The organism is Roseobacter sp. S87, assembly GCF_055693285.1.
Window position 1 is genome coordinate 3,623,200 of record NZ_JBVFTR010000004.1, and the last position, 21,679, is coordinate 3,644,878.

Annotated in this window: 18 protein-coding genes, 1 tRNA gene and 2 pseudogenes; 13 read left to right on the forward strand and 8 right to left on the reverse strand. The window is 61.8% G+C overall.

The genetic code is table 11. The features are described from left to right. Positions 1-654 precede the first annotated feature (654 nt). The gene (locus ACZ1HA_RS18805; protein WP_472714983.1) at positions 655-2,049 is read right to left on the reverse strand and encodes an aminotransferase family protein; all 1,395 of its coding nucleotides are present in this window, start codon (positions 2,047-2,049) and stop codon (positions 655-657) included. A gap of 265 nt (positions 2,050-2,314) precedes the next feature. Between ACZ1HA_RS18805 and ACZ1HA_RS18810 the strand changes: the two are divergent. The 4 genes and pseudogenes from ACZ1HA_RS18810 (at position 2,315) to ACZ1HA_RS18825 (ending at position 7,120) form a co-directional block, all read left to right on the forward strand. Next, a pseudogene (locus tag ACZ1HA_RS18810) lies at positions 2,315-3,603 on the forward strand (NAD(P)/FAD-dependent oxidoreductase). Positions 3,604-3,927: 324 nt separating this feature from the next. Then, complete coding sequence (locus ACZ1HA_RS18815) at positions 3,928-4,929, forward strand: taurine ABC transporter substrate-binding protein (RefSeq protein ID WP_472714984.1); 1,002 nt, start codon at positions 3,928-3,930, stop codon at positions 4,927-4,929. A 113-nt stretch (positions 4,930-5,042) separates the two neighbouring features. Beyond that, on the forward strand, positions 5,043-5,849 hold the full coding sequence (locus ACZ1HA_RS18820; RefSeq protein ID WP_375229166.1) for a taurine ABC transporter ATP-binding protein: 807 nt from the start codon (positions 5,043-5,045) through the stop codon (positions 5,847-5,849). Then, positions 5,846-7,120 (forward strand): ABC transporter permease, encoded by a 1,275-nt coding sequence (locus ACZ1HA_RS18825; protein WP_472714985.1) that lies wholly within the window; start codon positions 5,846-5,848, stop codon positions 7,118-7,120. Before ACZ1HA_RS18820 ends, ACZ1HA_RS18825 begins: the two co-directional genes overlap by 4 nt. A gap of 54 nt (positions 7,121-7,174) precedes the next feature. On the opposite strand, the gene ACZ1HA_RS18830 is transcribed toward ACZ1HA_RS18825, so the two are convergent. After that, a complete protein-coding gene (locus tag ACZ1HA_RS18830) occupies positions 7,175-9,373 on the reverse strand; it encodes a DEAD/DEAH box helicase (protein WP_472714986.1) in 2,199 nt (732 codons plus the stop codon). 130 nt (positions 9,374-9,503) lie between these two features. Here ACZ1HA_RS18830 and ACZ1HA_RS18835 point away from each other — a divergent pair. Further along, positions 9,504-10,957, forward strand: a pseudogene (locus ACZ1HA_RS18835) (aldehyde dehydrogenase family protein). A 23-nt stretch (positions 10,958-10,980) separates the two neighbouring features. Here ACZ1HA_RS18835 and ACZ1HA_RS18840 read toward each other — a convergent pair. Next, a tRNA-Ala gene (locus tag ACZ1HA_RS18840) sits at positions 10,981-11,056 on the reverse strand. A gap of 93 nt (positions 11,057-11,149) precedes the next feature. Further along, positions 11,150-11,479 (reverse strand): TIGR02300 family protein, encoded by a 330-nt coding sequence (locus ACZ1HA_RS18845; RefSeq protein WP_375229163.1) that lies wholly within the window; start codon positions 11,477-11,479, stop codon positions 11,150-11,152. 112 nt (positions 11,480-11,591) lie between these two features. Here ACZ1HA_RS18845 and ACZ1HA_RS18850 point away from each other — a divergent pair, with 112 nt between their 5' ends. Together ACZ1HA_RS18850 and ACZ1HA_RS18855 are read left to right on the forward strand one after the other, a co-directional pair. Continuing rightward, on the forward strand, positions 11,592-12,356 hold the full coding sequence (locus tag ACZ1HA_RS18850) for a M48 family metallopeptidase (protein ID WP_472714987.1): 765 nt from the start codon (positions 11,592-11,594) through the stop codon (positions 12,354-12,356). Continuing rightward, complete coding sequence (locus ACZ1HA_RS18855; RefSeq protein ID WP_472714988.1) at positions 12,331-12,981, forward strand: GntR family transcriptional regulator; 651 nt, start codon at positions 12,331-12,333, stop codon at positions 12,979-12,981. The genes ACZ1HA_RS18850 and ACZ1HA_RS18855 overlap by 26 nt, the downstream gene beginning before the upstream one ends. Positions 12,982-12,990: 9 nt before the next feature. On the opposite strand, the gene ACZ1HA_RS18860 is transcribed toward ACZ1HA_RS18855, so the two are convergent. Both ACZ1HA_RS18860 and ACZ1HA_RS18865 read right to left on the reverse strand, forming a co-directional pair. Further along, positions 12,991-13,953, reverse strand: coding sequence for an acetyl-CoA carboxylase carboxyltransferase subunit alpha (locus ACZ1HA_RS18860; protein ID WP_436398234.1), 963 nt, complete (start codon positions 13,951-13,953; stop codon positions 12,991-12,993). Between the two features lie 59 nt (positions 13,954-14,012). Beyond that, positions 14,013-14,609: a LysE family translocator gene (locus ACZ1HA_RS18865; RefSeq protein ID WP_472714989.1), complete on the reverse strand. Its 597-nt coding sequence runs from the start codon at positions 14,607-14,609 to the stop codon at positions 14,013-14,015. 72 nt (positions 14,610-14,681) lie between these two features. Here ACZ1HA_RS18865 and ACZ1HA_RS18870 point away from each other — a divergent pair, with 72 nt between their 5' ends. Further along, the gene (locus ACZ1HA_RS18870; RefSeq protein ID WP_472714990.1) at positions 14,682-15,134 is read left to right on the forward strand and encodes an Lrp/AsnC family transcriptional regulator; all 453 of its coding nucleotides are present in this window, start codon (positions 14,682-14,684) and stop codon (positions 15,132-15,134) included. Next, positions 15,131-16,354, forward strand: a complete 1,224-nt coding sequence (locus ACZ1HA_RS18875) for a hypothetical protein (protein ID WP_472714991.1) — start codon at positions 15,131-15,133, stop codon at positions 16,352-16,354. Before ACZ1HA_RS18870 ends, ACZ1HA_RS18875 begins: the two co-directional genes overlap by 4 nt. Here the strand turns inward: ACZ1HA_RS18875 and ACZ1HA_RS18880 are convergent. After that, on the reverse strand, positions 16,351-16,815 hold the full coding sequence (locus tag ACZ1HA_RS18880) for a DUF302 domain-containing protein (protein WP_472714992.1): 465 nt from the start codon (positions 16,813-16,815) through the stop codon (positions 16,351-16,353). The genes ACZ1HA_RS18875 and ACZ1HA_RS18880 overlap by 4 nt on opposite strands. Positions 16,816-16,875: 60 nt before the next feature. Next, the gene (locus ACZ1HA_RS18885; RefSeq protein WP_472714993.1) at positions 16,876-17,832 is read right to left on the reverse strand and encodes an L-malyl-CoA/beta-methylmalyl-CoA lyase; all 957 of its coding nucleotides are present in this window, start codon (positions 17,830-17,832) and stop codon (positions 16,876-16,878) included. A 252-nt stretch (positions 17,833-18,084) separates the two neighbouring features. Here ACZ1HA_RS18885 and dgcN point away from each other — a divergent pair, with 252 nt between their 5' ends. The 4 genes from dgcN to ACZ1HA_RS18905 all read left to right on the forward strand — a co-directional run bounded on the left by dgcN (position 18,085) and on the right by ACZ1HA_RS18905 (position 21,619). Next, the gene (dgcN, locus tag ACZ1HA_RS18890; RefSeq protein ID WP_375229154.1) at positions 18,085-19,086 is read left to right on the forward strand and encodes an N-acetyltransferase DgcN; all 1,002 of its coding nucleotides are present in this window, start codon (positions 18,085-18,087) and stop codon (positions 19,084-19,086) included. A 59-nt stretch (positions 19,087-19,145) separates the two neighbouring features. Beyond that, positions 19,146-20,111, forward strand: coding sequence for an N-acetyl-D-Glu racemase DgcA (dgcA, locus tag ACZ1HA_RS18895; RefSeq protein WP_472714994.1), 966 nt, complete (start codon positions 19,146-19,148; stop codon positions 20,109-20,111). A 167-nt stretch (positions 20,112-20,278) separates the two neighbouring features. After that, a complete protein-coding gene (locus ACZ1HA_RS18900) occupies positions 20,279-21,139 on the forward strand; it encodes a D-amino-acid transaminase (protein WP_472714995.1) in 861 nt (286 codons plus the stop codon). Between the two features lie 51 nt (positions 21,140-21,190). Beyond that, positions 21,191-21,619, forward strand: a complete 429-nt coding sequence (locus tag ACZ1HA_RS18905; protein WP_472714996.1) for a MaoC family dehydratase — start codon at positions 21,191-21,193, stop codon at positions 21,617-21,619. Positions 21,620-21,679 lie beyond the last annotated feature (60 nt).

Here is a 21,679-nt window from a genome sequence, read left to right on the forward strand (position 1 = left end):
ATATCATCCAGAGGAGTGAAGTTTCGAAGTATGATAAATGAGAAGGATACTGTTGACCAAAAGAAAGCCAGCCACAGTGCCCAAAAATAAGGTATAGATGGAGGGCTATACTTGGCTAAACTGTGTATCTTATAGCCGAGGAGAGAAGACCCTGTGCAATCCAAAAATGTGCCGCAGTAGTAAGGGTCACTAAACGCCAGCCCACCAATGAGGATTATTAGAAAAGCGACGATTGTGCAGAAAAAAAATTGCGCAATGCTGAATGGTCTTCGATTGCGGAAGTGACGAGCCGAAAAAAGAAGCCCGGTTCGTGTTTTTCGCGTACTTCACTCATAAAACAAACGTCGTAATGATTTGCACAAGAACGCTCACCGGTACCCCTGTCGTTTCTCGGTCGACGTTTATGTAATTTTTCGGTTGCACTCAAGAAAGAGGCGATCGCCGGGGAGTTCAGAGAGGTGACCAAGAGCATGCAGGTGCCGCCAAAGCAGATTTGCAGTTTGCGAGACTTGACTCGTCCAATGGTCCATGCAGGAAAGGGGCTTTTTCGCTCTGGCGTGAGCTACGACAGCTTTGTCCGCATTCCGGACATCCGCACAAACGCAAAAAAGGCCCCGGCAGGAACCGGGGCCTTTTGGCATTATATATAGTGTATCAGCCGAAGACGCGGGTCATTGCGCCGTCGACGGCTTCGACGATCTGGTTGATGTCGTCTTTGGTGGCGATCAGCGCGGGCGAGAAGCAAAGGGTGTTGTTGCGGCCCGGCAGCGACCGGTTGGTGGCGCCAATGATGACGGCCTGGCTCATACAGTCTTTGACGACGGCCTGAACCTGTGCCTCGGCCAGCGGCTCTTTGGTCTCCCGGTCTGCGACGAGCTCGGCGCCGAGGAAGAGACCCTTGCCGCGGACCTCGCCGATCACGGCGTGTTTGTCCTGCAGGGCGCGCAGCTGGTCGAGCATATAGTCGCCCATGGCTGTGGTGTTTTCGAGCAGGTTCTCGTCTTCGATGATCCGCATGTTTTCCAGCGCTGCCGCCGGGCCCGCGGTGCAGCCACCAAAGGTGGAGATGTCGCGGAAGTAGTTCATCGGATCGCTGCTGTCGTCCTTGAACATGTCAAAGACTGCGTTGGTGGTCGCCAGCACGGAGATCGCCGCATAGCCGGAGGCCACGCCTTTGGCCATGGTCACGAGGTCGGGCTGGATGCCGTAGTGCTGGTAGCCGAACCATGTGCCGGTCCGGCCCACGCCGCAGACGACCTCGTCGATGTGCAGCAGGATGTCGTACTTTTTGCAGATCTCGGCGACGCGGGGCCAGTAGCCTTCGGGTGCTTCGATCACGCCGCCGCCCGCGGTCACGGGCTCCGGGCAGAGCGCGCCCACGGTGTCGGGACCTTCGCGCAGGATCACTTCCTCGATCTGGTTGGCCGCCCATTCGCCGTAGTTCTGCTCAGGCGCGCCTTCCTGCTCGTGCTTGCGGTATTCCAGGCAGTGCGGGACGCGCACGAAACCAGGCGTGAACGGACCGTATTGCGCATTACGCTCGTCCTGGCCGCCGGCGGACATCGAGGCGATGGTCGAGCCATGATAGTCGCGGTCACGGTAGAGGATTTTATATTTTTTGCCGCCATAGCGTTTGTGTGCGATCTGGCGCACGATCTTGAACGCCTTCTCGTTCGCTTCTGAGCCGGAGTTGGCATAATAAACGCGGTCGAGGCCCGGCATTTTTTCGATCAGCCGTTCGGCAAAGAGCGCGCCGGGCACAGTGCCGACAGTGCCGCCGAAGAAGTTCATTTTCACGATCGCGTCGCGCACGGCATCGCCCATGCTTTCGCGGCCGTAGCCCACGTTGACTGTCCAGACGCCGCCGGAAACCGCGTCGATGTGCTCTACGCCTTTCTGGTCCCAGACGCGCAGGCCTTTGCCTTCGATGATGATCTTGGGATCAGCGCCGGTGAAAAAGGGCTGGTGCTGGATCAGGTGGTGCCAGACGTTCGCGCGGTCCGCTTCGACGACGCGGCTGATGTCGTTCTCGTTGAAATTGCCGTCCATGGGTCAGGCCTTTCTGTTAACATAGAATCAGGTGAAATCGGATCGCATTCTATCCGGATTTGGCTGAGATGACTGTTTTTCAGGCACTGCAAGTAGGGCCAGAAGTGCCGCAAAGATAAGGCCAGAAACGGGGGGCGGGCAAGCCCTGTTTCCCGCAGGGTCCCGTAAATTAACGGTTATCCGGTGATTTGCCGGTTTTTCAGGTGGTGCGGCGGCCCGCGCATTCGTGATTGACGCGAGGGGAGGCTGCACAAATGCTGCGCGCATGCAGATACCTGACGCATTCTGGCGGGTGACCGCCCCCGATGCTGCCCCGGCGCACAGGCTGGAGGGCGACCTTACTGTGGACGTGGCTGTTGTGGGCGCGGGGTTCACCGGGCTGCGCACAGCGCTGGAGCTCGCGGAAGCGGGAGTTACGGTCGCGGTCTTTGAGGCCGGCGACGTAGGGTTCGGGGCGTCGGGGCGCAACGGTGGTCAGGTGAATCCGATGCTGCCTGTGGCGCAGCCTGACGATCTGCGCAAAGCGGTCGGGACCCGCTATTTTGAGCGGATGACGGAAACCGCGCTGCGGTCGGCCGATGATCTGTTTGATTTTATCCGCGCCTATCAGATTCAGTGCGAAGCGCGGCAGAAGGGCTGGATCCGGGTGGATCACTGTGCCGCCGCACGGGATGTGGCGCGGCGCAATGCGGCGCTGTGGAATGAGCACGGCGCTGATTTTGAATTCATGGAGCGCGAGGACGTGATCCGCCTGACCGGTGCGCATGGATATGCGACGGGCACCGTGTCTGCGCGTGGTGGCGCGGTGCAGCCCATGGCGCTGGTGCGCGGGCTGGACCGTGTGGCGCGGGCCGCAGGGGCGCAGGTGTTCAGCTGGTCGCCTGTGAGCGGTATGGACCGGCAGGACGGCCGCTGGCATCTGCAGGTCAACGGGCACAGGGTGGATGCGGAAAAGGTCGTGGTGGCGACCAACGGGTATTCGGATGGCCTGATTGCCAGGCTGAAGGGATCGGTGCTGCCGCTGATGTCGTCACAGATGGCGACGGGTGTGCTGGACGAAGAGCAGATCGGGCCCATCCTGCCGCAGGGTCATACGATATCGGACACGCGCCGCCTTATTATGTATGCGCGCCGTGAGCCGGGGGGCAGATGCTGTTTGGCGGGATCGGGTTCCGGCGGCCGCTGGGCGGTATGGGCGGTTTCGGCTGGATCCTGAAGGATGCCCCCGAGACCTTCCCGAGCCTGAAGGGCGCTGTCTGGAAACACTTCTGGGGCGGGCACATCGCCCTGACGGAAGACCGGGTGCCGCATCTGCACGAGCCGGCGCCGGGCGTTGTTGCCGGGCTGGGGTATAACGGGCGCGGTGTTGCGATGAGCCATGTCATGGGTCAGGTGCTGGCCCGCCGGACGCTGGGCACGCCGCTGGAAGCGCTGCCTTTCCCGGTGACAGGCATCCCGCGGTATAAATTCCGCCTGCCGCAGGTGCTGGGCGCGGGGATGGCAATGGCGGTTCTGCGGATGCGGGACCAGGCGGAGTGGCGGCGCAATGACTGAAGGCACAGACTGGACTCATCGGGGTGCGGAAACTGGACATTTAATCGTGGCCGCCTCCGTCATCAGTATGTCGCGCGCAAACGGGGCCGGACCCGCAGGCTGCTCTGCGGCCGGGACGGCACCAGACGCGCAGCGGGCAGAAGTCCGTTTTTGTGGCAGAGGTCTGAAAATTCGTCCTTTTGTCTCAATAAGGCACTTGCAGGCACAGGAAATCTGACATTGGATGGATGTGTGCACAGGAAGAAATGTAAACGGCGAAAGACCGTAGAGCACCAAAACAGGGCCGGACAGGACAGACCGGCAGATGATCAACGGGAGAAAACAATGATCAAAAAGACAGCATGCGCGTTCGTAGCGGGCGCGGTAATGGCGATGACAGCTCAGACAGCAGCGGCCGACGGCCACGGTGAAATCACTGTCGCGTATTTCCTTGAGTGGCCGATGCCGATGATGGCGGCCAAAGCATCCGGCGCCTATGACGAAGCGCTCGGCATGAAAGTGAACTGGGTTTCTTTTGAAACCGGTACAGCAATGTCCGCAGCTATGGCATCGGGCGACGTTCAGATCGCGCTGAGCCAGGGTGTGCCGCCCTTCGTGGTTGCCGCATCCGGTGGTCAGGACATCCAGGTTGTGGACGTGGCAGTCAGCTACTCTGACAACGACAACTGCGTTGTGAACGCGGATCTGGAAATTGACAAAGACAGCGCAGGCGAACTGGCCGGCAAGAAAGTCGCCGTACCGCTGGGCACAGCTGCTCACTACGGCTTCCTGCGTCAGATGGACCACTTCGGTGTGCCGCTCGACAGCCTGTCCATCGTTGACATGCCTCCGCCGGAAGGTGCGAACGCACTGGGTCAGAAGGCTGTGGACTTTGCCTGTGGCTACGGCGGCGGTCTGGCTTCCATGAAAGAGTACGGCAACGTGCTGCTGACAGGTGCTGAGAAAGAAGACCTGGGCATCCTGGTGTTCGACGTGACATCTGCCCCTGCAGACTTCATCGCGGAAAACGGTGACGTTGTTGCCAAGTTCCTGAAAGTCACCGCAGATGCCAACGCTGAGTGGAACAGCAACCCATCCGACGAAATGCTGGCTGTGATCGCTGAGCAGGCCGGTATGGACATGGATGCGGCGAAATCCGCGATCTCGACCATGAAGTTCCCGTCCATCGAAGAGCAGCTGTCGTCCAAATGGTTCGGCGGTGCGGCCGCACCCTTCATGAAGGGCGTCGCAGACGTATTTGTTGAAGCGGGTTCCATCGACTCCGCGCTCGACAGCTACGAAGGCGCGGTCAACACCGGCCCGCTGGAAGCTGCCAGCAACATGTAAGCCAAACAGCGGCGCGGGGGACACTCCGCGCCGCTTCTCTTCATACCGTCCGGATTTTACAGGACCGGACAGTGCGCCCCGCAATTCTCCGCAAACAATAGGAGGGGACTCTGATGTCGGGTCTATCCCTGCAAGATATTTCCATGCGCTTTGACCTGCCGAACGGATCGGCTGTTCAGGCGCTGCAAAACGTTTCCCTGGATCTGAAACCAGGCGAGTTGATGAGTGTTCTCGGCCCGTCGGGCTGTGGCAAGACAACCCTGCTGAACATTGTCGCGGGATTTCTGGCACAGACAAGTGGCCGGCTGGAGCTGAATGGTCATGAAGTGACCGGGCCGGATGCCGAACGCGGCATGGTATTCCAGAAGGGCGCGCTGTTTGAGTGGATGTCCGTGCGGGACAATGTTGGTTTTGGCCCCTCAATGAAGGGCATGCCCGCGGGTGAAAAGGCCGAGATCGTTGACCATCTGCTGGATGTTGTCGGTCTGCAGGACTTCAAGGAAAAGGCGATCTATGAGCTGTCGGGCGGGATGCAGCAGCGTGTGGCCCTGGCCCGGTGCCTTGCCAATGATCCGGACGTTATCCTGATGGATGAGCCGCTGGGTGCGCTTGACGCGCTGACCCGCGAGAAGATGCAGAGCCTGGTGCTGAAACTCTGGAAAGAGACCGGCAAGACGATCATCCTGATCACCCACTCGGTCGAAGAGGCCCTGCTGCTGGGTGAACGTCTGATCGTGATGGCGCCGCGCCCCGGACGGATTCACAAAGAATACCGGCTGCCTTTTGCGGAGCTGGGCGTGGGGGCCGACCTGCGTGAGGTTAAAAAGCACCCCGAGTTCGGTCCGCGCCGTGAAGAGATTCTCGGGATGATCTGGGACATGGAAGAAGAAATCATGGGTCGGACGGAGGAAGCATCATGACCGGGCTTTTCGTTCTCTTTATATACGTCGGCGTTTTTGTCGGGTCGTATTTTATCGTCACCAAAGTGGTTCAGCGGGCCGCGGCCAAGGATTTCACGTCACTTAAGACAGTGACCTTCGGTGACGAGAGCGCCGTGCGCCCTAACCGGGTGGCGGGCATCGTGTCCATCCTGACGATCTTTCTGATCTGGGGTATGTTCACCGGGTCCAAACTGTTGCCCGGTTTCCTGCATGCGCCTGCACCTTTCGTGGGTACGCTGGAATTTACCTACACGGCCGAAGCCGATGGCCAGCAGGATGATGCGACGGTTTCGGTGCTGATCTATCCGCGCGAAGAAGAGGTTGATGCACCTGAAGTTGAGCCGGGCGATGGTTTTGCCAAGAACGATTCCGCAACAATTGCGCAGTGGCGGACAGGCCTCGTGCGTGTGGATTCAAACGACGAGATCAAAAAGTCGGACGGCGCCGAAGTGGTGGCCATCAACGGTCAGCCTATTGCGCGGGGCGAGACGGTACAGATCGACAACGGCACGGTAACTCTGTCGGACAAAGGCACGCCCAACATCGCGCCGTATCGTGGCTGGCAGATGGAACCGCTGTATCTGCCGCCGCCCGAGCAGGTGTGGAGCCGCACGATCAACGTCATTCAGGAGGGTTTCCGCAGTTTCACCCTCGTGGAGCACTTGGGCTATTCGCTCTTCCGCGTGGTTGCAGGCTTTATCTGCGGCGCGCTGGTGGGTATCCCGCTGGGCTATGCGATGGGTCTGAGCAACTGGTTCCGCGGGTGGTTTGACCCGATTGTGGAATTCATGCGCCCGGTGCCGCCGCTGGCGCTGATCCCGCTGGTGATCATCTGGTTCGGCATCGGGGAGGCCGGCAAGGTGATCCTGCTGTTCCTGGCGGCGTTGTGGATCATGGCGATTGCGGCGCGGTCGGGTGTGTCCGGCGTGAACATCTCAAAAGTGCATGCGGCCTATTCGCTGGGTGCCAGCAAGTGGCAGATCATGCGTCACGTGATTGTGCCCAACTCGCTGCCCGAGATCTTTACCGGTGCACGGGTTGCGATGGGGGTCTGCTGGGGCACGGTTGTGGCCGCGGAGCTCGTCGCAGCGGAGCAGGGTGCCGGTATGATGATCATGGTGGCCTCGCGCTTCCAGAACACCGACATCGTGATCCTGGGGATCATCCTGATTGGTGTGATCGGCTTTGGCATCGACATGCTGATGCGCTGGGCCGAGCGGATCCTCGTGCCCTGGAAGGGCAAAGCCTGATCCGCACTCACGTGCAGTGATTTTGCGGGGCCCTTCGGGCCCCGTTTTTTGTGGTCAGCCGCGCCGTTTGGGGGTGGCGTTGGGGCCTTTGCCTGCCTTGCCCGCCGGTTTCTGGCCGCGTTTGTGGGGCGGGACAAACCGTTTGGAGGTGTCGGCCGCCCGTTTGCGCGCGCTGCCGGCTTCGGGCTTGCCGCCCTTGCCGCCTTTGGGCTTGTCCGAGCGGTGTTTCGGACCGGCGGCCTTGCCGCGGGGCGGTTTGCCGGGGCGGTCTTTGTCACGGCGCGCCTCGCCGCCCGCGTTCCCGCGTTCGCGCTCCATGGCCTCCTCGCGTGACTTTCGGGCGACTTTTGCCGCCTCGCGATTCTCTTTGCCCCAGACGGCGCGGGCTTTGGGGGCCGGGCGGTCTGCGGGAGCGGTTCTGGGCGATTTCGGTTTCGGCGTGTCGCCTGGCTTCATGGGCGAGCGATCGGTTTTATGCGACTTCGGGGGTTTCTTTCCCTTGGGCGCTGCTGCCGGTTTGTGCGGTTTGTCCGCCTGGGCGGGTTTCTCGCGGCGCGGGGCACGGGCCGGAGCCGCGTCCGGGTCATACTTTGGCTTTTCACGCCGTGGCGCGCGGTCCGGCCGTCCCTTGCCCCGCGCCGGGCGGGGGCCGCGTTTTTCCGGTTCGGGCGGGCCATCGGCGCGTGCAAGGGTGACGCCATCCTCCAGTTTCATATCCGCGCCGAGCGTGGCGACCATCGCGTCTGCTTTTTCTTCCAGCACCTCGATGAAGCTTGTCGTAGCGCGGATACGGATCGCACCGATATCGTCTTTGTTCAGACCGCCATGGCGGCAGATCATCGGCAGCAGAACGCGGGGTTCGGCACCTGCGTCCCGCCCCATGGTAACCGAAAACCAGACAGAGGGTCCGAAGGCCTGACGCGGCCGGTCGTCCGGGGCGCTGGCATCCGTCAGGTCCTCTGGGGCGGACAGGCGCGTGCGGAAGAGGTTAACGAATCCTGCGGCCAGCTGTTCGGCGCTGAATGTGCCGGAGAGGCGTTCTGCCAGTTCCTGCATGTCGTCGGGCACCGGGTCGGTCCAGACCGAATTCTCCATCAGACGGGCTTCGTCCTGGGCAGTGACCTCGGCGGCAGACGGCGGGTCGGCCCATTCCACTTTCAGTTTGGCCCACCCCACCAGGCGGTTCGCCTTTGTGCGGAATTTGGGTGGCACGATCAGCGCGGAGACCCCTTTGCGGCCCGCGCGGCCCGTCCGGCCGGAGCGGTGCAGCAGCGTATCAGCATTGGATGGCAGTTCGGCGTGGATCACCAGTTCAAGGTTCGGCAGGTCGATCCCGCGGGCGGCCACGTCGGTCGCCACACAGACCCGCGCGCGCCCGTCGCGCAGCGCCTGCAGCGCATTGGTCCGTTCGGACTGCGTCAGTTCACCCGAGAGGGCGACGACAGAAAATCCGCGGTTTGTCAGCCGTGCCGTCAGCCGGGCAACAGCCGCCCGCGTGTTGCAGAACACGATAGCGTTGCGCGCCTCATAAAAGCGCAGCACATTGATGATCGCGTTTTCGGTGTCGCGCGGGTGCGTGTTGAGCGCGCGGTATTCAATGTCCGTGTGCTGGCGTGCCTCGCCCGCAGTGACAACCCGTTGGGCGTCCTTCTGATAGCTTTGCGCCAGTTTGGCGATGGCGGCCGGAACGGTGGCCGAGAAGAGCAGGGTGCGCCGTGTTTCGGGGGCTTCTGACAGGATGAACTCCAGCTCCTCACGGAAGCCGAGATCAAGCATTTCATCCGCTTCGTCCAGCACCACAGCGCGAAGGTCCGACAGATCAATTGCGCCACGGCGCAGGTGATCGCAGAGCCGCCCGGGCGTGGCCACGACGATATGTGTGCCCCGGGCCAGCGCGCGCGCCTCGCTGCGCTGGTCCATACCGCCCACACAGGAGGTCACGACCGCGCCGGTGTCCGCATAGAGCCACGTCAGCTCGCGGCGCACCTGCAGGGCCAGTTCGCGGGTGGGGGCAATGATCAGCGCCAGCGGTGCGGCCGCATCCGTGAACCGGGTCTCTGCGTCCAGAAGGGTGGGGGCAATGGCCAGGCCAAAGGCCACGGTTTTGCCGGATCCGGTCTGGGCCGATACCAGCAGATCGGCCCCGGTAAGGTCCGGGTCGGTGACCGCCTGCTGTACAGGGGTCAGTGTTTCATAGCCCTGCCGGGCCAGTGCATCGGCGAGTGTCGTGATCAAGGGAGAGTTCCGTTTCATTGCGCAGTCCATACCGCGTTCGTCGCGTCGTTATGCCTTTCCGCGCCGGGAGTCGACCCATTCCTGCGATACCGCCATTGCGAGGCGGGTGCCGCCCGGGCAGAGTGGGGCGCAACAGAAAGGATCTTCTATGACTGTGCGACCGCTTGGCCTTGATGCGTCTCTGTGCCTGATCGGTGGCCGCTGGCAGGCGCCTGATGCCGGTGACAGCCTGCCCCTGATCAACCCCTCGGATGGTACGACGCTCTGCGGTATCGCAGCGGGGACTGCTGAGGATATCGATGCTGCGGTGGCGGCGGCGCAGGCCGCGCGGCAGGGCGAGTGGGGCCGCCTGGCGGCCTCCGAGCGGGGTCGCATTCTGGCCCGCATCGGCGCGCTGGTGTCGGAAAACGCGGATCATCTGGCTGAACTGGAAGCTCTGGATGTCGGCAAGCCTCTGACCCAGGCGCGGGCGGATGTGACGGCCCTCGCGCGCTACATGGAGTTCTACGCCGGTGCCGCGGACAAGGTGCATGGTGCCACGATCCCCTACCTTGAGGGCTACACGGTCTACACCCTGCGCGAGGCGCATGGGGTGACCGGCCATATCATCCCCTGGAACTACCCGATGCAGATCATCGGCCGGTCGGTGGGTGCGGCGCTGGCCATGGGCAACGCCTGTGTGCTGAAGCCTGCCGAGGAGGCCTGTCTGACGGCCCTGGCCTTTGGCGAACTGGCGCGACAGGCCGGTCTGCCGGACGGTGCGCTCAACATTGTGCCGGGCACCGGTGCTGCTGCAGGAGCTGCGCTGAGCGCGCATCCGGGCGTACAGCATGTCTCCTTTACCGGGTCGGTGGCGACCGGGCGGCTCGTGCAGCAGGCAGCGGGTGCCAATGTCGTTCCGGTAACGCTGGAGCTGGGCGGCAAATCCCCCAGCTCGTCTTTGAGGATGCCGACATTGATGCGGCCCTGCCGTTCCTGATCAACGCCGGTATCCAGAATGCGGGCCAGACCTGCTCGGCTGCCTCCCGCATTCTGGTGCAGCGCAATATTTTTGATGCGGTGGTCACTGCTATGGCCGCGCGCTACCGCGCGCTGCGGGTGGGACCGGCACTGGATGATCCGGATGTCGGTCCGCTGATCTCGGCACGGCAGAAGGGGATCGTCGCCGGGTGGCTCGCTGCCGGCGCGGACCTCAGCGTGGCGGCGACGGGCTCCATCTCTGATGAGGCACCGGCAGGGGGCGCCTATGTCACACCAACACTCTTTGAAAATGTCCCGCCCGATCACCCATTGGCCCGCGAAGAGATTTTCGGTCCGGTGCAGGTCGTGATCCCGTTTGACGACGAAGAAGAGGCCCTTCAGATCGCGAATGGCACGGACTACGGCCTCGTGGCGTCGGTCTGGACCCGGGACGGCGCGCGCCAGATGCGGCTGGCCCGGTTGCTGCGGGCCGGGCAGGTATTTCTGAACAATTATGGCGCCGGTGGGGGCGTCGAACTGCCGTTCGGCGGCACCGGTCTTTCCGGGCACGGGCGGGAGAAAGGCTTTGAGGCGCTCTATGCCTTTTCGTCGCTCAAAACGGTTGCTGCGCTGCACGGCTGAACCGGACTTTTGAAATGGGGGGATGGTGGAGCCTAGCGGGATCGAACCGCTGACCTCCTGCATGCCATGCAGGCGCTCTCCCAGCTGAGCTAAGGCCCCATCGTGGACATCAAGTCCGGTGCGCCGCTGAATAGGCGCATCGCGGGTCGGGATCAAGCGTAAAAATGACCCGGCCCGCGCGTTCGCAGAAAATCAGTTGTCCTCGTCCTCGGAGGCAACGTCAGCGATCTCGTCGAGGGACACGTTATCGTCCTCGTCGTCGTCGTCATCCAGGATGTCGTCGCCCAGATCCACATCGACATCATCGTCATCGTCGAGCACGGCGTCTTCTGTATCCGCAGAGGCTTTGGCCTTTGTGGTTGCAGCATCTTCGGCGTCGGCCGCGATCATACGCGACTTGGACTGGTCAACCTCGACCACTTCGCCTGTGTAGGGGCTCACGATCGGATCAGCGTTCAGGTCGTAGAAACGTTTGCCGGTGGTGGGGCAGAGGCGTTTCGTTCCCCATTCTTCCTTGGGCATGAAAAACCCTCTTTGCAATTGCGGTTCGTCTGTAGATGATTCCGGCCAAGTGCCATATGCAGCGGGGGCTGTAAAGACCTCGCCTGCACCAGACGACCATGGGAAGCCTGACATGTCCGACATCATCCTGCCGGGTGATCCGCCAATTCCCCTTATCCTGCGCCGTTCCGGGCGGGCGCGGAGGATTTCGCTCCGGGTCTCGCAGCTTGATGGCCGGGTGACACTGACGCTGCCGCCCAGGGTCTCTGAGCGCGAGGCGGTCCGTTTTGCAAAAGAGAAACAGGCGTGGATTCGCCGCCATCTCGCCGCGCGTGCGGAGGACGTCACCGTGCAGCCTGGGATCGTTCTGCCCATCGGCGGGCAGCCCCATGAAGTGGTGGCCGGTGCAGGCCGGCGCGTCGTGATCGAAAATGGTCGTGCCGCGGTGCCCGGCGATCCCGCGCAGGCAGGCAAACGCCTGGCGGCCCATCTGCGCACCATTGCGCGCGATCGGCTGTCTGCTGCCTCTGATGACTATGCGGCGCGTCTTGGCAGGCCCTACAGCGCGATCACCCTGCGCGATACGCGGTCCCGCTGGGGGTCCTGCAGCTCTGAGGGGCGGCTGATGTATTCCTGGCGTCTGATTCTCGCACCACCCGAGGTGCTGGATTATGTCGCCGCTCACGAGGTGGCGCATCTGGCTGAGATGAATCACTCCAGCACCTTCTGGGACGGCGTCCGCCGTATTTACGGTGAATACGAAGCGCCGCGCCGCTGGTTGCGCCAGAACGGGGGCGAATTACACCGCTACAGATTCTGCTGTGTGATCACGAAGGGCTTGACGCCCCTATATTTTGTGATCACAAAAACACATGCTTCCGCTGCAACGCCCCACTGATGCCACCCCGGCAGCCCATGACCGGGTATACCGCACACTGCGCGGGCGGATCATGCAGGGTGAGCTTTCGCCGGGACAGTCCCTGACCCTGCGCGGGATCGGTAAGGAATTCGGGGTCTCCATGACACCCGCGCGGGAATCGGTGCGCCGGCTGGCGGCCGAAGGGGCGCTGACCATGTCGTCCTCGGGCCGCATTTCGACACCTGAACTGAGCAATGAGCGGATTGAGGAGTTGGCCGCGCTGCGGGCGCTCATCGAGGTTGAGCTGGCCAGCCGTGCCCTGCCGCGCGCGCATATGGCGCTTATTGAACGGTTACAGACGATCAATACGGCCGTTGCAGAGGCTGTCGCTCACCGCGATGCCGTCAGTTATATCCGGACCAACCTGGAATTTCACCGCACGCTTTACCTGCGCGCGCAGGCACCGGCGATGCTGGCTATGGCAGAGACGGTCTGGCTGCAGCTCGGGCCGACCATGCGGGCGCTTTACGGGAAGCTGCGCAAAACGGAGCCGCCGCAGTTTCACCGGCTGATCATCGCGGCACTGCGCGCGGGGGATGAGCCGGGCCTGCGGCTGGCGGTGCGGTCGGATGTGACGCAGGGCCTGCGGATGCTGGCCAGCTGAGGCCGTGGCTCAGGCGGCGAGGCCCTGGCTGCCCAGATCAAGAAACTTGCGGCGGCGGTCCGCCACTAGTGCTGCAGGGTCCTGTCCCTCCAGATCGCCCAACATGGCCGTGATCGCGTTGCCGACAGATTTGATGGAATTCAGCGGGTCCCGGTGCGCGCCGCCCAGGGGTTCGGTGATGATCCGGTCGATGACGCCGAGCTTTTTGAGGTCCTGCGCGGTCAGACGCAGCGCCTCAGCGGCCTCGCGCATTTTTTCGGCGTCTTTCCAGAGGATCGAGGCACAGCCTTCCGGGCTGATGACCGAATAGACGGAGTGTTCCAGCATCGCGACGCGGTTGGCCGTGGCAAAGGCCACAGCCCCGCCGGAGCCGCCTTCGCCGATGATCACGGAGACCAGCGGTACGCCGATCTGCAGACATTTTTCGGTTGCGCGTGCGATCGCCTCGGACTGGCCCCGTTCCTCGGCCCCTTTGCCGGGGTAGGCGCCGGGCGTGTCGACCAGTGTCACAACCGGCAGGCCAAAGCGATGTGCCAGATCCATCAGGCGGATGGCCTTACGGTACCCCTCGGGCCGCGCCATGCCGAAATTCCGTTCGATGCGGGAGCGGGTATCGTTGCCCTTTTCGTGGCCGATCACCATCACCGGTTTGTCGTCCAGCCGCGCAAGACCGCCCATCACGGCGTGGTCGTCCGCAAAGTTCCGGTCACCTGCCAGCGGTGTGTAATCGGAGAAGAGCGCGTCGATGTAATCTTTGCAGTGGGGCCGTTCGGGATGGCGTGCCACCTGGCATTTGCGCCAGGGTGTCAGCGATGTGTAGAGCTCTTCGAGCATCGCGCGGGCTTTGGTGTCCAGCGCTGCGGCCTCTTCGGTGGTGTCCACATTTTCCCCGGACCGTGCCATTGCCCGCAGTTCTTCGGCCTTGCCTTCGATTTCGGCCAGGGGTTTTTCAAAGTCCATATACTGGGTCATGGCGCACTCCACTCTCTGTCCGTTGTATATGGCGGGCATTTGCGGGCAATGCAACGGCCTCAGGCTGGCAGGAGCACCGGCGCAAGTGAGGCGATCAGCAAAGCGGCCATGGTCAGGTTGAAGACCCGCAGCCGTGTCGTATTTGTCAGGATGCGCGCGACCTGCTGACCCAGAACGGTCCACATGGTGATCGCGGGCAGGTTCACGAGGCAAAAGACGACGGCAACGATGCCGAACGCCAGAAGGGTTGCATCACCGGCGTAGACTGTCAGGGCGGTAAGCGCCATGGCCCAGGCTTTGGGATTGACCCACTGAAAGGCGGCGGCCTGCAAAAAGGTCATTGGCTGCCCTGCGGCGGCCCGTTCTGTCACGGGGGCTGCGGTGGCGATTTTCCAGGCCAGCCAGGTCATGTAAATGACGGAAAGAACTTTGAGGATCGTATAGCTGACCGGCCATGCGTCAAAGGCCTGGATCAGGCCCGCACCCACAAGAATGATCATGACGCCGAAGCCGATGGAAATGCCCAGCATGTGCGGAATGGAGCGCCGGAAGCCGTAATTGGCCCCGGAGGCCATCAGCATCAGGTTGTTGGGCCCCGGTGTTGCGGAGCTGACAAAGGCAAAGACTGTGAGGGCGAGGAGGATATCAAGTGTCATTGAGCAACTATCGCGCGGTTTTTCCGGCGCAGGGTTGCAAATCAGGGCAGTGATCGGATAGTTTTGCAACTTATGGCAGGTTTCGATCGGAAATCAGAACATATATTGCGTGAGCTGTCTGCGGATGGGCGCGTGAGTAACATCGAACTGGCCGAACGGGTGGGGCTTTCGCCGTCTGCCTGTCTGCGGCGCGTGCAGGAGCTGGAGCGAACCGGGGTGATCCGCGGGTATCGCGCGGTGCTGGACCGGGCGGCCATGGGGGCGGGTTTTGTGGCCTATATCGCGGTCGGGCTGGGATCGCATACCAAGGCCAGCCAGGAGGCTTTTGAGCGGGCCATTTCCCGGGCGCCGGAAGTGGTCGAGTGTCACAACACGACGGGCACAATTGAATACCTGCTGCGCGTGGAATGCGCGGACCTGCCGGCTTACAAGCACTTCCACACGGATATTCTGGGGGCGATGCCGCAGGTGACGTCAATCACGTCCTATGTGGTCATGGGGTCGCCCAAGGATGAACGGGCATGACCGGTCAGGAGGCTGCAGACAGCGACCGCCCCGAAGAGGTGGTGATCCTGGTACACGGCACGTTCTCTGCCGACAAAAAAGACGAGGGCGAGCGCTGGTGGCAGGTTGGCAGCGATTTTTATACCAAGCTGTCAGCGCAGTTGCCCGGACACATCCGGCTCGTCGGGCCGGGCGAGGTGTTCCGGTGGGGCGGAGAGAACAGCAATGTGCATCGTGTCGGCGCTGGCCTCGATCTGCTCCGGATGATCGAGGGATATGAGGCGCGGGGTGTTCCCTATCACATCGTCGCCCACAGTCATGGCGGAACGGCTGTGTGGGTCATGCTGTTTCAGGAGCTTGTGAGGCGGCGGAATTCCGGAGCTGCAGATGCGGACGGTACAAAACCGCTGGGAATGCTGCGGAATGTGATTACCGTGGGATCCCCCTTTATCCATCTGCAGAAATTGCCCGGTCATGTGTTGTACCGGGTCTTAAAGCCACTTGTTCTGATAAGCCTGCTGGCTGGCATTTTGTGGGATATGATTTTCGGTGGTCCAACGATACATGCGGTTTACGCTTTTGTCGTGACCCTCATGGTCAGCTATTTCCTGAGCCTGCTCAGCATGGCGACGCGGGCGATTGTGCACAACCAGATCAACATTCAGCATCAGCGGCCGGCAGATGTTGCCCTTTTTTCCGACCGCTGGCTTGGGCTTTGGTCCGAAGATGACGAAGCCATTGCGCTGTTGCAGGCTGCTCTCAGGGGTTCCCGAACGCCGCCTGAGCTCAAGGATATCGACGATCCTTTCCCGAAGTCCATTTTCCAGACAGAGTTGCACTATCGTTTGATGCAACCGGCTATGCTGGTCAGACGCGTCACCCAGAAACGGTTCCGGGTGTTTTTGGATGGCCTGCTGAAAAAGCGGGCGGCGTCCCTGATCCTCGGCGTTCAGAACCTTGAAACTGTGCGTGCTGTTGAGCCCTGGCCGCATCCGGCCCTGAAAAGAGAGAACGCTTTGCCGCCGGAGGTGCAGGCAAACATCCGGAAAAGGTCCGACGCAGCGCTTGCGGCAAGTTCGGGCGGTGCGCGCCCGGCCCTGCTTCAGATGACGGACTGGGAGCTGGAAGAGGCCAGGAAAGCCTTTGGCGATACCAATAAAGCGATGGTGCATACTACGTATTTCGACGATCCGGACGTGGTGCGGATCATCGCGGAGCGAATCCGGGGAGACGGGGCCTAGTTGATGGCGGCTTTGGCGATTTCGGCGAAACGTGCATCCAGGTCTGCCGCGGCCGCTTCGAGTTCCGGGCCGGCTTCGGCCACGTAGGGAGCAAAGACGAACCCCGGCGTTTTGTAGGACAGTGTGGCGGTGCCATCCGCGTTTTCCGTCACATAGAACCGGACCGGCGCTTCGATCATAGCGGGGGTCGACAGGGCGAGAATCCTGACCGCGAAGTCATTGTTGAACACGCCCACCACCCGGTTCTCGGGGATGTCTATGCCGCGCTTGCGGGCGGTGCCGGTAGGTCCGGCCTGGGTCACCACGCCCATGCCGTTGGCTTTGACGGCCTTTTTCAGATCGGCGAGCAGGGTGGCATGAGTTTTTGTGGTTGGCAGCACAGACCAGCCCTCGCGCGGGGCCATTTCGGCGGCGGCGGCAGTGCCGAGGCAGAGGATGAGAGCGGTCAGAAAGCGGCGCATGAGTGTCTCCTTTGATCAAAGTGAGCCACGCACTGCGCCACCTGCCAAGTCACAATGGCGTCAGCCGGCAATCATTTCGGACTGTCGCACGATCACTTCGGCCTGTTTGATCGAGGCGATGTCCACGAGGCGGCCCTTGTAGACGGTCGCGCCCTCGCCGTTCGCTTTGGCCTGTTCCATGGCGGCGAGAATTTCGCGCGCTTCGGCGACGGCTTCTTCGGAGGGTGTGAAGACCTCGTTGGCGATGGCGACCTGTTTGGGGTGGATCGCCCATTTGCCGACCATCCCGAGCGTTGCCGACCGGCGGGCCTGGGCGCGGAAGCCGTCATCATCCGAGAAATCGCCAAAGGGGCCATCGACTGGCAGAACGCCATGCGTCCGGCAGGCAGCGACAATAGCGGCCTGGGCCCAGTGCCAGGGATCGGACCAGTGTTTCTGGCCTTCGCGGATCATGTAATAGTTTTCCTGTGTCCCGCCGATGCCTGTGGTTGCCATACCCATCGAGGCGGCAAAATCCGCCGCCCCGAGGCTCATGGCGGCGAGGCGTGGCGAGCTTGCGGCGATTTCTTCGACATGTGCGATGCCGGCGGCGGATTCGATGATCACTTCGAAGGTGATTTTCTTTGTGCGCCCTTTCGCGGTCTCGATGGCCGTGACCAGCGCATCCACGGCATAGACATCTGCCGCACAGCCGACTTTGGGGATCATGATCTGATCCAGCCGGTCGCCGGCCTGTTCCATCAGGTCGACCACATCGCGGTACCAGTAAGGTGTGTCGAGCCCGTTGATGCGGACAGAGAGGGTCTTGCTGCCCCAGTCGACGTCAGAAATGGCGGCGATGATGTTTTCGCGGGCGCTGTCCTTGTCCGTGGGGGCCACGCTGTCTTCGAGATCAAGGTTGATCACATCGGCGGCAGAGGCGGCCATTTTCTCAAAAATGGCGGGACGCGAGCCCGGGCCGAAAAGCTGGCAGCGGTTCGGGCGGGCAGGGGGCGTGGGCTGGATGCGGAAACTCATGGGCGTTCCTTGGGTAATAAAATTACGGTTGCGTTGCTTTGCGTGGTATTAAATTGCGCGGCATGCTGCAAGTGCATTTTGCATCTGCAGCATGGGAGTCTCTGCCGTGAAAAGGGGAGGTGCGCTGAATTATTCGTCAAATTTCCAAAGTGTTCGAATTTTTTTGCGTGCTGTTGGTAAATTCCGTCGTTTTCAAGATGTCATTGCAGGCGTTTTGGGTGAAATTGCGTCGAATCTGACGGAGGCCTAATCATGATCCAGACACCCTACCTTTTGTTCCTCGGCGATGCGCCCGACCAGCTGGCTGCCAAAGTGGCGCAGGGCATCAAGGACTGGCGTCCGGAAAACGCAGTCGGTCAGTTCCGTCTGCCGGGCTGTGGCGCCGATATGGGCCTGACCGATATGACGCTCGAAGAGGGTCTGAAAGCCGGTGCCAAAACCCTGGTGATCGGCGTTGCGAACCGTGGCGGCGTGATTTCTGACGAGTGGAAAGTGGTGCTCGTTCAGGCGCTGCAGATGGGCTATGACCTCGCGGCTGGCCTGCACAATCTGCTGCGCAACGAAGACGAGCTGCAGGCGGCGGCTAAGGTCAACGGAATGACCATGCATGATGTGCGGGTGCCGTCGGTTGCCTATCCGATCGCAAACGGACAGAAGCGCACGGGTAAACGTGTTCTGGCCATTGGCACCGACTGTTCCTGCGGGAAGATGTACACGGCGATGTCGATGGACGCGGAAATGGTCAAACGTGGCATGAAATCGGATTTCCGCGCGACCGGTCAGACCGGTATTCTGATCACCGGCAAGGGTGTGCCGCTGGACGCAGTGATCGCCGACTTTATGGCGGGTGCTGTTGAGTATCTGACGCCTGACAATGATCCCGATCACTGGGATCATATTGAGGGTCAGGGCAGCCTGTTCCACGTGTCTTATTCCGGTGTCACGATGGCCCTGATCCATGGTGGCCAGCCGGATGCGCTGGTGCTGTGTCATGAGCCCACGCGGACGCATATGCGTGGGCTGCCGCATTACACCCTGCCGTCGCTTGAACAGCTGCGTGACACGGCGCTCCCGATTGCCCGTGTTGCCAACCCCGCGTGCGAGGTCACCGGTGTTTCGGTGAACACCAAGGCGCTGGATGAGGATGCGGCGAAGGCCTGTCTGCAGGAGATTGAAGACCGTATGAACCTGCCCGCGACGGACCCGTTCCGTTTTGGGGCGGGCAAACTGGTTGACGCGCTGCTGAAGCTGTAACCTCCGCTTTGCGGGAGTCCTGCCTCCGGCGGGGATATTTCTGGCCAGAAGAGAGCAAGATGCGCATAGAAGTCACACCTGACGTATTCCCCCTGGCACAGGTTTTTACCATCAGCCGGGGGTCTCGGACCGAGGCAAAGGTTCTGACGGTCAGGATCACGGACGATGGTGTCACGGGTCTGGGCGAATGTGTCCCTTACGCGCGGTATGATGAGACACTGGAGAGTGTGACTGCAGAGATTGCGGCGCTGCCGGAGCGTTTTGACCGCGCCGGTCTTTATGACCTGTTGCCCGCAGGTGCCGCGCGCAATGCGGTCGATTGTGCCCTGTGGGATCTGGATGCCAAACGGGCCGGTAAACGGGTGTGGGAGCTGGCCGGACTGCCGGTGCCGGGCCCGGAGATCACGGCCTATACGCTGTCGCTGGATACGCCGGAGAAAATGCGTGCCCAGGCTGCAGAGAATGCCTTCCGGCCGCTGCTGAAAATCAAGCTGGGCACGCCGGATGATATGCCGCGCCTGGAAGCTGTGCGTGCGGGTGCGCCCGGCTCGAAGATCATCATTGATGCCAATGAGGGCTGGAGTGCGGAGGTTTATGCCGACCTTGCGCCGCATCTGGTGCGGCTGGGTGTGAGCCTGGTGGAGCAGCCTCTGCCTGCCGGTCAGGATGATGCGCTGATCGGTATGGAGCGTCCGGTGCCGGTCTGTGCCGATGAGAGCTGTCACGACCGTGCCAGTCTGCCGGCGCTGAAGGGCAAATACGACGTGATCAACATCAAGCTGGACAAAACCGGCGGTCTGACGGAAGCGCTGGCCCTGCGGGCCGAAGGGCTTGCGGCGGGTTACGATGTGATGGTCGGCTGCATGGTAGGGTCGAGCCTTGCGATGGCGCCGGCCACGCTGCTGGCGCAGGGCGCGCTGGTCACTGATCTGGACGGACCGCTGCTGCTGGCGGCGGACCGGGAGGCGCCGCTGGTCTTTGACGATGCCGGTGTGCACCCGCCTGAAGCGGCGCTCTGGGGATAGGGGCGCGGTCTGTCTGTGGCCCGGGAGTAGAACTGGTTGCTTGCAACCCGGTGCCGTGCCGACCTAGATGTGATGAAATTCCGCGGTGAGCCCCCGCATGGGTCCGCCGGATGACAAAATGTCCCGGCCTGGTGGTTCCGGACCGGACGTGTGGCAAGGAGAAAGCGATGCGCACTGTATATCTGAACGGCGAGTATATGCCTGAAAACGAGGCGCATGTCTCGATTTTTGACCGCGGCTTTCTGATGGCGGATGGAGTCTATGAGGTGACGTCGGTGCTGGGCGGTAAGCTCATTGATTTCGACGGTCATGCAGTGCGGCTGCAGCGCTCACTGGACGAGCTGGACATGAAGAGCCCGATCAGCAAGGAGGACCTGCTGGAGGTGCACCGGGAACTCGTACGCGCCAACGGGATCGAAGAAGGCATGATCTATCTGCAGATCACGCGGGGCGCGCCGGGCGACCGTGATTTCGTTTTCCCGGACCCGGAGACAACAGATCCGACCATTGTTCTGTTCACGCAGAATAAGCCCGGTCTGGCGGACAGCCCCGCCGCGAAAAAGGGCATGAAAGTGATCAGCATTGACGATATCCGCTGGGGCCGCCGGGATATCAAAACCGTGCAGCTGCTGTATCCTTCGATGGGCAAGATGATGGCCAAAAAGGCTGGCGCGGACGACGCATGGATGATCGAGGACGGGTATGTGACCGAGGGCACGTCCAACAATGCCTATATCGTCAAAGGCAACAAGATCATCACGCGGGCGCTGAGCAATGACATCCTGCACGGTATCACGCGCGCTGCGGTGCTGCGGTTCGCGAAAGAAGCGCAGATGGAAGTCGAGGAGCGCAACTTTACCATCGACGAGGCAAAGGAAGCCGATGAGGCGTTCATCACCTCGGCCAGCACTTTTGTGATGCCTGTTGTGCAGATTGATGACGCCGTGCTGGGAGAAGGTGTGCCGGGCCGCGTCGCGCCGCGCCTGCGGGAAATTTACCTGGATGAGAGCCTGAAGGCAGCGGTCTGACCGCTGTCCGGTCCTGCCTATAACGCGGGGTTTCTGTCGCGGGATGCGCTGATGGCGCGCATCGGTCAGGAAATTGGCCGGTCTGCTGTGGTGACTGTCACCCAGGATCAGATTGCCGGTTTTGCCGCCGTGACAGACGATGCACAAGCGATCCATCTTGATCCGCAAGCTGCCCGTGCCGCGGGGTTCGGCGGACCTGTGGCGCATGGGTTTCTCACATTGTCGCTGCTTTCCGCCTTTGCCTATGACGCCGTGCCGCGTGTCACCGGGCAGAGTGCGTCGCTGAACTATGGCTTTGACCGGGTGCGGTTTATTGCGCCGGTCCAGGCCGGGGCTGAGATTGCCGCGCAGTTTGTGCTGGAAGACGCAGAGGAGCGACCGGATGGCGGGCTGATGCTGGTCCTGGATGTGACGGTCGCGGAGCCGGGCAGTGATGTCCCGGTGCTGCGGGCGCTGTGGCGTATTCTGATCCTTTTCTGAGCGAAGCCTTTGCGCCGCATCGGTTTGCCCTAGATCCGCAGGGACACAGGAAAGGACAAA